Source organism: Gluconacetobacter liquefaciens (assembly GCF_003350405.1).
Taxonomy (GTDB): Bacteria; Pseudomonadota; Alphaproteobacteria; order Acetobacterales; family Acetobacteraceae; genus Gluconacetobacter; species Gluconacetobacter liquefaciens.
This window is the reverse complement of sequence record NZ_QQAW01000005.1, coordinates 251,243-263,811: the sequence shown is the minus strand read 5'-3', so window position 1 is coordinate 263,811 and position 12,569 is coordinate 251,243. Positions and strand designations below refer to the sequence as shown.

Sequence of the window (12,569 nt, the reverse complement as noted above, 5' to 3'; positions counted from 1 at the left end):
CCGCTCATGGCGCCGGTCCGTTGTCAGGCGCGTCGCGCGAGGGCAGGAGCATCACAGCCGGCGCCTCATCCACGCCACAGGGAGATCACTCCCCTGCATCCCCTCCGGCACGCAAACGACGCCAGGCCGTCCGTTCAACCTCAAATCGCGGTCGAAGAATCGGTCTAACGGTCCATCGCCATGCCTTATGGAGGCGGCGTCAGAGGCACCCTGTCAGCAACGTGGCGGCGTTTTCCCGCGCGTCGGACCGCCACCACACAGCATGGAGACGGTCAGGCTCTCAGAGCCTGAAGAGGAGCAAGCCCGGAGACACGATGTCAGAGTTTCTGCCTCATGTGCTCACGTAACTCGTTGCACTTTTTAGCGTAATGCGAGGCTTTCGAGGCGGTGAAGAGATTGACACCCAACGCCCCCGCCAAAGAAATAAAGGAAAGGCTCGTCAGCATTTCGCCAGACAGGGAAAGCGTATCGTTATAGTGAATAGCCGAATACCACAGCAGACCAAGGCTCAATATAGCGCCAAAAAAGCCGAACACCCCGGTCGAGCGCATGAGAGAATCTTCAACACTCTCAAACGCGGCGGTCTCCCGCCACAAATCGAATAATTGTCGATCCACGGCCCCAACGGCTTCGGCGTGATCGCTCTTTTCAACCGCCGTCCGCTTATGGGGATTCTTCCTGTGGATCTCCAGTTCGTCTCTCGCCTTGGCAAAGACGCGCCGCCGTTCCTTGATCGCGGGCAGGCTGATATCCACAAAACTCAATATAGCCACGTTGAGACCCGCAGATAATTGCGTGATCGCCTGAAAATCTCCCCAAGTCGTCATTCAGGTTGCGCCCTTTTTACCCACTTTACCTTATGAAGCGGAATTCATAATGAAAAATCCCCCCCAAAGGTAGTCAGGGGAACGCACACCTGCCCTTAATGATCGGTCGCGATTCGTGGGCACATTCCGACGCCGCCGGGCACCCGGATACCGACCATATTGGCTCCGCCCGAATTTAAGGCTTAACTCGCTCCCGGTCCTCGGATCGCACGATCTGATGGCCAATTTCAAATCTGAAGGACGAACTCAATGGCGTTGCATCCAAAAGAGAAAGCCGAACAGATGGTAAAGGAACTCGGGGCCCAGGCTCTGCCGGAAGCCGAGAAGCGCTATGGCGTGGCGCTGGAAATGCTGGACCTCAAGGAACAGGGCTTCTGGCTCGACGTGATCGAACACATCAAGACGCAATAAAACCACCTCCCCTGGAACCGCCCCGGCCACTAAGGTCGGGGCAGATCCTGGCGTGCATAGCGGCCATTGAAAAATGGCTCCATGCCCCCATCGGCGGGCTGCCGTGCTGACAGGCATATGCGGTTGTCGCTCCTCGCCCGCGCCAGATGCGCCTGCTCTGGGCCACACTCCCTGCTGCGAGCCCGCCTTGTCGGCTGGATCGATCGTGCGGTTGCCTCATGGGTTTGCCAACGTCGATCTGCCAGCGTCGCGCCGGGCGATGCAAACGGGGTCAGGATAGCCTCCGTTCCGGCTCACAATCCTGCCTTCCCGTTCTCACTGTTCGGTCCAATCACCCCCCTGCGTGCGCGATCGCCAAATCGCCAGAAAAATTCATCCTATTTCCAAATCACCAGCTCGGATCTTCATCTTTCCGGCGTTGTCGAACCATCATGAATGGCGGCTGGCCTCGACGGTCAGAGCTAATCTGGAAATACACATTGGCAACTGCTCCCTTTCGGACCGGCGCGTAGGTAATTGATCCTTATAAGGGCAGATGCGCGTTCCTCTTACTACCTGTCGCGGGCATCGTTCATTAACTCTGTCCAGTACCGATACAGGGAAAGAGGACTCAACCCAGATGACGACTTGGGGAGATTTTCAGGCGATCGCGCAATTATCCGCGGGCCTCAATGTGGCTATATTCAGCTTCGTAGACATCAGCCTGCCCGCGATCAAGGAGCGACGGCGCGTCTTCGCCAAGGCGAGGGAAGAACTGGAGATCCACAGAAAGAACCCCCACAAGCGCACACCGGAAGAAGAGAGCAAGCACACCGAAGCCGTCGGAGCCATAGATCGGCAGTTATTCGATTTATGGCGGGAAACAGCCGCGTTTGAGAGCACTGAAGACTCTCTCCTGCGCTCGACCGGGGTATTCGGCTTCTTCGGTGCCGTATTGAGCCTTGCTCTCTTGTGGTATTCAGCCACGCATTATGACGACACGCTTTCCACATTCGGCGAGAGTCTGACGAGCCTCTCTTTTATTTCCTTGGCGGGCGCATTGTGCGTCAATCTCTTCACCGCCTCGAAAGCCTCGCGTTACGCCAAAAGATGCAATGAATTGCGCGAACGCATGCGGCAGGAACTTTGACTCCGAAAGCTTTCGTTCGCCAGACAAGACGCCCGGTCAAACTTGCCGTTTCGCCCGCCTTTCATGCGACCTGTCCACGGCCTTACCACCATCGACTTGCTGACGTGCGCCGTCTCGACCCTGGCCGTCTCGCCAGAGGTCGCAGAGGCTGCTTCAAACGTTCGACCGATCACCGCATCCCTGCGTCGGAGTTGCGACCCTGCCGCGCCCTTGCCCGCCTGGCAATGCCAGCTTCGGAGGCATCGCCCGCCGCCGACGCTCCTGCGCCGCGGCCGGCGAGGAGCAATCCTGCCCATGCGCAACATCATGCGCCGGGTTCAAGGATCATCCTGGCGATTGTCGCAAAAGCCGATGACAACATCTGGGACGACACCAGAACCATCATCCAACTCGTTGAGATCATGGCGGAGAGGGTGGGATTCGAACCCACGGTACGCTTGCACGCACAACGGTTTTCGAGACCGCCCCGATCGACCGCTCCGGCACCTCTCCGTCTTCGCTAGCGGCGATGGATCGGGCTTATAGGGTGGTGCCGCAGGGCGTGCAAGAGACCTTGATGCGTTTTTCCGACATAATATTCGCCCCTCCCCCCGCCAGCCCATCAATCGGCGGTTGACGGCGCGCGGCAGCCGGCAGTAAAAGCCGCACCTCGCCCCCGCGCTGACGAGGGGTAGCCGTGCCCGCACGGCCAATAAAAAAAAGCGACTGGGTCGCGTCGCCTGTCCCACCACGGGGCCGCACGCGCCAAGAGATCGGAAAGACAGGTTAGAACATGTTTGCAGTCATTCGCACCGGTGGAAAGCAGTATCGCGTTTCCCCCAACACCGTCCTGAAGGTCGAGAAGCTGGAGGCCGAAGCCGGCTCCACCATCACCTTCACCGACGTCCTCGCCGTCGGCGGCGAGAGCGGCACGACGATCGGCGCCCCGCTGGTCCCCGGCGCCACCGTGACCGCCACGGTCATCGCGCAGGACCGTCTGGACACGGTCATCATCTTCAAGAAGCGCCGCCGGCAGAACAGCCGCCGCAAGAACGGCCATCGCCAGCCCGTCACCGTGCTGCGCATCGCCGAGATCAACGCCGCCTGAACCCGCCAGGCGGCCTAACAGCGCCGCCGGCAGGCTTATCAGGTCAGTTCAGAGTCAGGAGTTCAGGCAATGGCACAAAAAAAGGCAGGCGGTTCATCCCGCAACGGGCGCGATAGCGCCGGACGTCGTCTCGGCGTCAAGAAGTTCGGCGGCGAGAGCGTCATCGCCGGCAACATCATCCTCCGTCAGCGCGGCACCAAGATGAAGCCGGGCACCAATGTCGGCCTCGGCCGCGACCACACCATCTTCGCGCTGGTCGATGGCCACGTGAAGTTCGAGCGCCGCGCCGAAGGCCGCGTGCACGTGTCGGTCGAGGCGCTGCCGATCGCGGCCGAGTAAGCACCCCGCTTCTCGGGACCGTTTTCGACCCGCAAAGGGCCGGTCCTCGGGACCGGCCCTTTTTGCGTCATGGTGGGATATACTCCCGCTGCGACCACAAGCTGCCACCGGACCAGTACGATGAAATTCCTCGACCAAGCCAAGATCTACGTAAAGTCCGGTGACGGCGGCGACGGCGTCGTGGCCTTCCGGCGCGAGAAATACATCGAATTCGGCGGTCCGGACGGCGGCAAGGGCGGGCGCGGCGGCGACATCGTGTTCGTCGCGGCCAGCAACCTGAACACGCTGATCGATTTCCGCTACACCCAGCATTTCCGCGCCCGCAAGGGCGGCAACGGCGCCGGCTCCGACCGCACGGGCGCGGCCGCCGCACCTGTCGTGATCCAGGTGCCGATCGGCACCCAGATCTTCGACGAAGACCGCGAGACGATGCTGGCCGACCTCGACGAACCCGGTAAGCGCATCGTGCTGTGCCATGGCGGCGATGGCGGCCACGGCAACGCGCATTATAAAACCAGCACCAACCGCGCCCCCCGCCGCGCCGACAAGGGCTGGCCGGGCGAGGAACGCTGGATCTGGCTGCGGCTCAAGCTGATCGCCGATGTCGGGCTGCTCGGCCTGCCCAACGCCGGCAAATCCACCTTCCTCTCCGTCGTCTCGGCCGCCCGGCCCAAGATCGCGGACTACCCCTTCACCACGCTGCATCCGCAACTCGGCGTCGTGCGCCTGTCGGTGTCCGAGGAATTCGTCATTGCCGACATCCCCGGCCTGATCGCCGGCGCGCACGAGGGCGCGGGCCTGGGCGACCGTTTCCTCGGCCATGTCGAACGCTGCGCGGTCCTGCTGCACCTGATCGACGGCGCGGCCGGCGACGTGGTCAAGGCATGGCGCACCATCCGCCACGAGTTGGAAGCCTACGATCCCGGCCTGGCCGCCAAGCCGGAGATCATCGCCCTCAACAAGATCGACGCCATGACCCCGCAGCAGATTTCCAGCCGCCGCCGCGCGCTGGAAAAGGCCAGCGGAGCAAAGGTCGTCACCCTCTCCGGCGTCACCCGCCAGGGGCTGGACGACGTGCTGCGGCTGTTGCAGGACGAAGTCACCGCGATCCGCGAAGCCGAACGCGACGAGGCTCCGCCGGCCGCCACCCAGTGGCCCGAGCCCACGCCGTGACCTTCGCCGAACTGCCCAGCCTGGGCACAGCCCGCCGCCTGGTCGTCAAGATCGGCAGCGCGCTGGTGGTGGATTCGCAGAACGCCACGCCGCGCACCGACTGGCTGGACAGCGTGGCAGCCGATGTCGCCGCTCTGCGGCGCACCGGCGCCGAAATCATCCTCGTCTCCTCCGGCGCCATCGCGCTGGCCCGGCATAGCCTAGGCATGACCCGCCGCACCCTGCGGCTGGAGGAGAAGCAGGCCGCCGCCTCGGTCGGGCAGATCCGCCTCGCCCAGGCGTGGACCGATGCCCTGTCGGCCCACGGGCTGGTCGCGGCGCAATTGCTGCTGACGCCGGGCGACACCGAAGACCGCCGCCGTTACCTGAACGCCCGCGCCACGCTCGACACCCTGCTGGGGCTGGGCTGCGTGCCCGTGATCAACGAAAACGACGCCATCGCCACCACCGAGATCCGCTTCGGCGACAATGACCGCCTGGCCGCACGAGTCGCGGAAATGACGGGCGCCGACCAGCTCGTGCTGTTGTCGGACATCGACGGCCTCTACACCGCCGACCCTCGGATCGACCCGACCGCCCGCCACCTGCCCGTCATCACCGCGCTGACGGCCGATATCGAGGCCATGGGCGGTGCCCCGCCACCGGGCTATTCCTCCGGCGGCATGCGTACCAAACTGATGGCGGCCCGCATCGCCACCCAGGCAGGCTGCGCCATGGCCATCACGCTGGGCAAGGACCCGCACCCGCTGGCGCGCCTGCGCGACGGAGCACGCTGTTCGTGGTTCCTGCCGCTCCCCGAGGGGCGGTCGGCCCGCAAGCGCTGGATCGCCGGCGGCCTGGCCCCCGCCGGACAGATAGCGATCGACGATGGCGCGCGGCGGGCGCTGGCGGCAGGCTCATCCCTTCTCCCGGCCGGCGTACGCATGGTCGAAGGCACGTTCGAACGCGGCGATCTCGTACTGGTCACCGACATGGACGGCAACGAGATCGCACGCGGCCTGTCAGCCTACGGCGCCACCGACGCCCGCCAGATCGCCGGCCACCGCTCGGACGACATCGAAACCCTGCTAGGCTGGCGCGGACGCGACGAAATGATCCATCGCGACGACCTCGTCTTCACAGCCTGAGCCGTAACCCGGCTCAGGTACGCGGCGGCCAGCGCAGAGAGGGTTCGGATCGCGGCCGATCGCTCCAATCGTCCTCACGCGACGCCCGCACCTCACGCCCGGCGGGCATGCGATAGACCGGCCGCACGGGCACCTCGTCCACGGCTTCGGGCGCGACGGGCGCAACCGGCGGCGGCATGACGGGCGGCCGCGCCGCTTCAGGCGCCACGTAAGCCGGGTCGCGCGGCGCGGCGGCCGGCCGGTCATGCCAGGGCATGGGCCGCGCAGTATCATGTGAAACCGGCGCGCCCGAACGCGGAGCATAAGCCGGCGGCTCGACCGGCGGCGCGGCGCGCACGCTGGCCGAGGCGGCAGGCGGCGGGTCGAAACGGGTCGGACGGGGGGGGCGAGACCGGGCGCTCAGGCCGCGCCGCATAGGCGTCGCTGGCCACCACAGGCCCCGGCGCGCGTACCGGCGGCGGCGGCGGCGCCACGGGCTCGACCACCGGTGCCGCAGTGAGCGCGGGGCGTGGGGCCGCCGGCGAAACCGGCGCCCGCTCCTCGGGCCGAACGGCCAGCACCCGCAATTCGGCCTGCAGATCCTCGATCTGCAACGCCAGGGCATCCAGCCGCCCCTTCACGCCGAATACCGCGAACGGCACCAGCATCCAGAGGAAAATGAACAGCATCCCCAGAATCAGCAGCGCAAGCTGCAACCACCAGGGCATCCAGTCGGAAAACGGAAACGGCATCTGCGCACGACCACGGAAAGTACGAACCCCACCGCCCATGTGACCAGATCAGCCACCACCAGCGCAAGGATCGCGTGAACGCCTACAACCCCACGAATAACCAGGCCCAGGACCCTACCTTTCTGGAGCTCAAAATCTGCCTTGAAAGCTGGCCTGCTGAGCGAGAGCGCCGCATGGCGGCGCGCCCGGCGTGTATTTTCGAGCATCGGAGCGGAGCGGCCTCAATGGCCGTGAGCACCGAAGCGCAGAAAATACGCGTCGGATCGCCAGCAGGGCGGCTTTCAAGGCAGATTTTTTACATACCGAGGGCGCGGCGGTAGATATCGAGCAGCGTCTCCTGCTCTTCCACCTCGGCCGGCTCCTGCTTGCGCAGACGGATGATCTGGCGAATGACCTTCACATCGAAACCGGCGGATTTCGCCTCGGTGAAGATGTCCTTGATATCGCCGGCCAGCGCCTTGCGCTCTTCTTCCAGGCGCTCGACGCGCTCGATAATGCTGCGCAGCCGATCCGCCGCAATCCCGCCGACCGCCGCCGCCTTGTCGTCATCACCGAAATTTTCCGCGTCCATGGAACGGCCTGCCTCCAGCATGGGGATGAAATCTCGCCCTCCGGTCCGCCCCCGATCAGGGGACCGGGCCGCAACCGGTCAGGGAACGGGGGGCTTATCGTGACGTTGCCGGCCGGTCAATGGCAACTTGACAGGTCGCGGCGCCTCGGCCCAAACCCGTTCCAGGCAGGTCGTCCCCATCCCAACGGTGCCGGTCCCCGCAGGGCCACAGCGCCCCAATAATGCTCCGATCCGATGCAAGGAGGCCGTAATCGATGCCCCAACTCCCCCCCGTCGATGTTTTCGACTATATCGTCTTCGGCGCCACCGGCGACCTGACGATGCGCAAGCTGCTGCCGGCACTGTATTATCGCTACCGCGACGGGCAGATCCCCGATCAGTCCCGCATCGTCGGCACCGCCCGCTCGCCCCTGTCCCGCGCCGACTATCAGGGCCGCGCTGAAAAGGCCCTGACCGAATTCGTCAAGCCGGCCGATTTCGACGAGGCAACCGCGCGCCGCTTTCTCGACCTGATCCATTATGTCAGCCTGAACGGCGCCGAAGCCGACAGCACCTGGCCGGCACTGCAAAGCCTGCTGACCGAGGCGCCGGAAGACCGCATCCGCGTCTACTACCTGGCCACCGCCCCCGGCCTGTACGGCCAGATCTGCGAAAATCTCAGCAGCCACGGGCTGGTCACGGAGCAGTCGCGCGTCGTGCTGGAAAAGCCGATCGGCACCGACCTGGAAAGCGCGGACGCGATCAACGACCATGTCGGCCGCTACTTCCCCGAAAACCATATTTTCCGCATCGACCACTACCTGGGCAAGGAAACGGTCCAGAACCTGATCGCCCTGCGCTTCGCCAACCCGGTATTCGAGCGGCTGTGGTCCAGCGACGCGATCGACTATGTCCAGATCACCGCCGCCGAGACGGTGGGCGTCGAAAGCCGGGGTCCGTATTACGACAAGTCCGGCGCCCTGCGCGACATGATCCAGAACCATCTGCTTCAGGTGCTGTGCCTGGTGGCGATGGACCCACCCGGCTCGCTGGAGGCCGACAGCCTGCGCAACGAGAAGCTGAAGGTGCTGCGCGCCCTGCGCCCGATCGCCCCCGACGACGTGGCGACCTTCACGGTGCGCGGCCAGTACGCGCGCGGCCGCACCGCGGACGGCACCACCCTGCCGAGCTATCTGGAAGACCTCGGCGAGGACGCGACCAGCGACACCGAGACCTACGTCGCCATCCGGGCCGAGATCCACTCCTGGCGCTGGGGCAACGTGCCGTTCTACCTGCGCTCGGGCAAGCGCCTGGCCGAGAAATGCAGCGAGATCGTCATCCAGTTCAAGGCGGCGCCCTGGTCGATCTTCCCCGGCAAGCCGCGCGCCAACCGGCTGCTGATCCGCATCCAGCCCGATGAAGGCGTCACCCTGTCGGTCTCGACCAAGGACCCGACCCTGACCGACAGCCTCGCCCTGCGCCCGGCCGACATCAACATCGCCTTCGAAAAGGCTTTCGGCACCCGCTACCCCGACGCCTACGAACGCCTGCTGCTGGATGTGGTGCGCGGCGACCCGATCCTGTTCATCCGCCGCGACGAGGTCGAGGCCGCATGGCGTTGGATCGATCCGATCCTGCGCGGCTGGGCTGAGAACAAAGCCCCGCTCCACACCTACCCGGCCGGTAGCTGGGGTCCCGAAGCCGCACGCGCCCTGCTGGCCCAGGACGGCCACGCGTGGCATGAGGACATGGCATGAAGACACCAATCTCCATAACCTCCGCCACGCCCGGGACAACGCCGCCGCGCCGCCCCCGGCGCACCATGCGCCAGCGCATCATCCGCCGGGTGGCCATGGTGGTGCCGCTGGTGCTGCTGGCCACGCTCGCCGCCCGCATGGGCTGGCTGGACCAGGCGGCGGACCAGATCACCTTCCGTCACGCGAACTGGTTCGACGACACCGCCCTGGTCGAGCATTTCCGCACGGTCGTGACGCATAACGGCATGACCGACACCCCCGGCCGCTGCCTGCTGTTCATCGTCAACGGCAACGATCCGCCGGATGCCGCGCGTTTCGACGTAATGGAAAAACATTCCGGCTCCTGCGCCGGCGACAGCAAGACGCTGCCCAAGCTGTTCACGCTCAAGGTCAACCGCATCGACCAGACCGTGCAGACCGACTGGGGATCGCCCGGCACATACCACCCGATGCCGAAGTAATACGCCCTACCGACCGCAACCCGACAGACACCGCATGACCACGACCGGCCCCATCGAAACCGACAGCCCCGCGACCGGCACCCCGGCCAGCGGCAAACGGCGCGATTTCCTCACCCTGCTGACGGTGGCGGCGGGCGGCGCATGCGTGGCGGCCTTCTCATGGCCGTTCCTCGACAGCCTGCGCCCCGGCGACGCCGGCTCGGCCCGCCCGCCGATCGATGTCGACGTGTCGAAACTCCCCCCCGGCCAGCAGATCACCGTGGTCTGGCACGGCAGCCCGGTCTTCATCACCCACCGCACGCCCGAAGCCCTCGCGCGGCTGCAACAGGCGGCGCTGACGGCGCGCCTGCGCGACCCGACCTCGGGCACGGTGCAGCAACCACCTTATGCCGCCAACTGGCACCGCTCGATCGTCCCCGCCTATGGCGTGGTGGTTGGAATCTGCACCCATCTGGGCTGCGTGCCGACCTATTCCCCAGCACCCGACCCCACCACGCCGGTCGCCAACTGGCCGGGCGGCTATGCCTGCCCCTGCCACGGCTCGAAATTCGACCTCGCCGGCCGGGTCTTCATCGGCGCGCCGGCCCCCTACAACCTGCCGGTGCCTCCGTACGCGATGCCCACCCCCACCACGATCCGCATCGGCGAGAACCCGCCGGGCAAGGATTTCGACTTCTCGACTATCCAGCAGATCTGACCGACCCGGCGAAGGCCGCCCGCAGGCGCCGCCCACCAAAGCGGATCGCCGCCTTCCCCCACGGCATGAACGAATACATGTTCAGGTAGCCATGGATGGTGCCGGGAAAGCAGCGAACCTCCGCTTGCCCGCCCGCCGCACGCAGCGCCTCGGCATAACCCGTGGCCTCGTCGCAAAGCGGATCGAACTGCGCGGGCACGATCACCGCCGGCGGCAGTCCGGACAGCGAATCGGCAAAGATCGGCGCCAGCAGCGGATGGGTCAGGTCTTCCGGCGTGCGGGCATATTGCTCGCCATACCATTCCATCAGCCGGGCCGTGAGCATGTAACCCTCGGCATACCGCTCGCGCGACGGCACATCCCGCGCCCCGTAGAGCGACGGGTAATACAGCAACTGCATCGCCAGGTCCGGGCCGCCCCGGTCGCGCGCCAGCAGTGCCAGCACCGCCGCCAGATTGCCACCGGCACTGTCCCCGGCCACCGCCACCTTGCCGCCCCAGCGCCAGGCCTCGCCCGCCAGCCAGTCCAGCGCCGCCAGACAATCCTCGATCGCGGCGGGAAACCGATGCTCGGGCGCCAGACGGTAGTCGTAGGACAGCACCACCGCCCCCGATTCCCGCGCCAGCCGGCAGCAGATCCCATGATGGGAATTAAGCCCGCAATGCACGAAGCCGCCGCCATGCATGAACAGCACCGCACCCCGCACCCGCCCACGGGGCACATACAGCCGGGCCGGCCGCAATTCCGTCGCCCCCGGCACCCGCAGGGCCAGCACCTGCCGCAGCGGCAGGCTGGAAAGCGCCTGCGGAAAACAGGGCTTGTCCAGCACCCGGCGCAGCGTATCGAGCGTACGCGGCCGGCCCGCCTGCCGCCGGGACCGGCCACGGCCACCCAGATGCCGCATCAGCAGGCGCGCCATCACGCCGGGCTGCTCCCGCCCCGTCCCCGAGCGATTCATGCGCGTTCCTCCGCCACCAGACCCTCTTATTTCTGATGCGGCGCATTCGCCCTTGACGCAACCCGTCGTCGCGGTCAGTTTCCGCCAGCCAGACGGTCGGGCGACCGCTGTCGCATGGGTTTCCATGCGATGGAGGAAAGTCCGGGCTCCACGGAGGAACGGTGCCGGCTAACGGCCGGCGGGGGCGACCCCAGGGAAAGTGCCACAGAAAACAGACCGCCCACACGGCATTCCGGTTCGCCGGAGATGGTGCGGGTAAGGGTGAAACGGTGCGGTAAGAGCGCACCGCGCCCGCGGCAACGCGGGCGGCAGGGCAAACCCCACCGGGAGCAAGACCGAATAGGAACGGCAGACGGGTCGCTCGCGGCACCGTCGGGGGCTCCTCCGCCCCGTCGTTCGGGTTGGTCGCGTGAGGCGTGCCGCGAGGCGCGTCCCAGAGGAATGGTCGCCCATCCTTCTTCGAAGGTGGACAGAACCCGGCTTACAGACCGTCTGGCCTCGTTTCCCCCGCGTATCCATCGCATCGCATGCCGGAGTCCGCGTCACGCGGCCGGCAGTCCTGCGAACAATATCTGTTCTCGTTTTGATCTCACCAAAACTAGAACAGAACATAAACATTCATCATTGATTGACATTGCTCTCCCAAACGTGGGCGAAGACTGGCGCCCTGCAATGTCTCGACTGGAACAATTCTCAAAAAACAGCGGTTTTCCGCCAGAATTTCCGCGCGTTTAATTTGACGTCCCATAAAATCCCATGATATCCCATGCAGACCCAGCACGGCACCCATCCGGCGCCGGCGCGCCTGCGTCCACTAACCATTCCAACCGAGGGAGCATCGCAGAGCGTGAGTGTGTTCCTCGGCACCCATCAGAATCGCCTGGACGCCAAGGGCCGCGTCTCGATTCCGGCCGCCTTCCGCACCGCGCTGCGCAGCCAGGCCGCCGCCGGAGAATCGCTGGTGATCCTGCGCCCCTCGCACCTGCATCCCTGCATCGAAGCCTGGCCGCCCGCCGCCTTCGCCGCCCTCAGCCAGCCCCTGGACCGCATGGACATCTTCTCCGACGACCATGACGACCTGGCCGCCGCCCTCTATGCCGACGCCTACCCGATGGATGCCGACCGCGAAGGCCGGATCATCCTGCCCGAGCCGTTGAAGGAGCATGCCGGCCTGACCGAAGCAGTGGCCTTCATGGGCGTGGGAAAGACGTTCCAGATCTGGGAACCAGCCGCCGCCGAACGTCGGCGCGCGGAAGCCCGCACCCGTTCGCGCGCACTCTCCGGCGCCCGCCCCGCCCCGCGCCCGGAAGCCGACGCATGAA

Annotated in this window: 15 protein-coding genes, 1 tRNA gene and 1 other RNA gene; 11 read left to right on the top strand and 6 right to left on the bottom strand. The window is 65.7% G+C overall.

Features of this window, described 5'->3' with window-relative positions:
- Positions 1-317 precede the first annotated feature (317 nt).
- On the bottom strand, positions 318-827 hold the full coding sequence (locus C7453_RS11005) for a hypothetical protein (RefSeq protein ID WP_114727578.1): 510 nt from the start codon (positions 825-827) through the stop codon (positions 318-320).
- A 282-nt stretch (positions 828-1,109) separates the two neighbouring features.
- Here C7453_RS11005 and C7453_RS19645 point away from each other — a divergent pair, with 282 nt between their 5' ends.
- Together C7453_RS19645 and C7453_RS11000 are read left to right on the top strand one after the other, a co-directional pair.
- Positions 1,110-1,238 (top strand): hypothetical protein, encoded by a 129-nt coding sequence (locus C7453_RS19645; protein WP_255318195.1) that lies wholly within the window; start codon positions 1,110-1,112, stop codon positions 1,236-1,238.
- A 619-nt stretch (positions 1,239-1,857) separates the two neighbouring features.
- Complete coding sequence (locus C7453_RS11000) at positions 1,858-2,367, top strand: hypothetical protein (protein WP_114727577.1); 510 nt, start codon at positions 1,858-1,860, stop codon at positions 2,365-2,367.
- A gap of 402 nt (positions 2,368-2,769) precedes the next feature.
- Here the strand turns inward: C7453_RS11000 and C7453_RS10995 are convergent.
- Positions 2,770-2,859 (bottom strand) — tRNA-Ser (locus tag C7453_RS10995).
- A 280-nt stretch (positions 2,860-3,139) separates the two neighbouring features.
- Between C7453_RS10995 and rplU the strand changes: the two genes are divergently transcribed.
- From rplU to proB, 4 genes are all read left to right on the top strand, one after another.
- Positions 3,140-3,454 (top strand): 50S ribosomal protein L21, encoded by a 315-nt coding sequence (gene rplU, locus C7453_RS10990; protein ID WP_114727576.1) that lies wholly within the window; start codon positions 3,140-3,142, stop codon positions 3,452-3,454.
- A gap of 69 nt (positions 3,455-3,523) precedes the next feature.
- Entirely contained in the window at positions 3,524-3,793 is a 270-nt protein-coding gene (rpmA, locus tag C7453_RS10985) for a 50S ribosomal protein L27 (RefSeq protein ID WP_114727575.1), read from the top strand.
- Positions 3,794-3,913: 120 nt separating this feature from the next.
- Positions 3,914-4,966: a GTPase ObgE gene (gene obgE / locus C7453_RS10980; protein ID WP_114727574.1), complete on the top strand. Its 1,053-nt coding sequence runs from the start codon at positions 3,914-3,916 to the stop codon at positions 4,964-4,966.
- The gene (gene proB, locus C7453_RS10975; protein WP_114727656.1) at positions 4,963-6,093 is read left to right on the top strand and encodes a glutamate 5-kinase; all 1,131 of its coding nucleotides are present in this window, start codon (positions 4,963-4,965) and stop codon (positions 6,091-6,093) included. The genes obgE and proB overlap by 4 nt, the downstream gene beginning before the upstream one ends.
- 13 nt (positions 6,094-6,106) lie before the next feature.
- Here proB and C7453_RS19390 read toward each other — a convergent pair whose 3' ends face one another.
- The 3 genes from C7453_RS19390 to C7453_RS10960 all read right to left on the bottom strand — a co-directional run bounded on the left by C7453_RS19390 (position 6,107) and on the right by C7453_RS10960 (position 7,395).
- Positions 6,107-6,349: a hypothetical protein gene (locus tag C7453_RS19390; protein ID WP_245948978.1), complete on the bottom strand. Its 243-nt coding sequence runs from the start codon at positions 6,347-6,349 to the stop codon at positions 6,107-6,109.
- Positions 6,350-6,362: 13 nt separating this feature from the next.
- The gene (locus C7453_RS19385; RefSeq protein ID WP_245948977.1) at positions 6,363-6,824 is read right to left on the bottom strand and encodes a hypothetical protein; all 462 of its coding nucleotides are present in this window, start codon (positions 6,822-6,824) and stop codon (positions 6,363-6,365) included.
- Positions 6,825-7,119: 295 nt separating this feature from the next.
- A complete protein-coding gene (locus tag C7453_RS10960) occupies positions 7,120-7,395 on the bottom strand; it encodes a DUF2312 domain-containing protein (protein WP_114727655.1) in 276 nt (91 codons plus the stop codon).
- 254 nt (positions 7,396-7,649) lie between these two features.
- Here C7453_RS10960 and zwf point away from each other — a divergent pair, with 254 nt between their 5' ends.
- Genes zwf through petA form a run of 3 tightly spaced genes read left to right on the top strand, consistent with a single transcriptional unit; the run spans position 7,650 to position 10,289 of the window.
- Positions 7,650-9,131 (top strand): glucose-6-phosphate dehydrogenase, encoded by a 1,482-nt coding sequence (zwf, locus tag C7453_RS10955; RefSeq protein ID WP_114727572.1) that lies wholly within the window; start codon positions 7,650-7,652, stop codon positions 9,129-9,131.
- A complete protein-coding gene (locus tag C7453_RS10950) occupies positions 9,128-9,592 on the top strand; it encodes a hypothetical protein (RefSeq protein ID WP_114727571.1) in 465 nt (154 codons plus the stop codon). The genes zwf and C7453_RS10950 overlap by 4 nt, the downstream gene beginning before the upstream one ends.
- A gap of 34 nt (positions 9,593-9,626) precedes the next feature.
- Positions 9,627-10,289: a ubiquinol-cytochrome c reductase iron-sulfur subunit gene (petA, locus tag C7453_RS10945; protein WP_114727570.1), complete on the top strand. Its 663-nt coding sequence runs from the start codon at positions 9,627-9,629 to the stop codon at positions 10,287-10,289.
- On the opposite strand, the gene C7453_RS10940 is transcribed toward petA, so the two are convergent.
- Positions 10,273-11,247, bottom strand: a complete 975-nt coding sequence (locus C7453_RS10940; protein ID WP_114727569.1) for an alpha/beta hydrolase — start codon at positions 11,245-11,247, stop codon at positions 10,273-10,275. The genes petA and C7453_RS10940 overlap by 17 nt on opposite strands.
- Before the next feature lie 88 nt (positions 11,248-11,335).
- On the opposite strand from C7453_RS10940, the gene rnpB reads away from it, so the two are divergent.
- Both rnpB and mraZ read left to right on the top strand, forming a co-directional pair.
- Positions 11,336-11,747, top strand: an RNA gene (gene rnpB, locus C7453_RS10935) — RNase P RNA component class A.
- A 347-nt stretch (positions 11,748-12,094) separates the two neighbouring features.
- Positions 12,095-12,568 carry a division/cell wall cluster transcriptional repressor MraZ gene (mraZ, locus tag C7453_RS10930; protein WP_114727654.1) on the top strand — a complete coding sequence of 158 codons (474 nt, stop codon included), beginning with the start codon at positions 12,095-12,097 and terminating at the stop codon, positions 12,566-12,568.
- The last annotated feature ends 1 nt before the right edge of the window (position 12,569 follow it).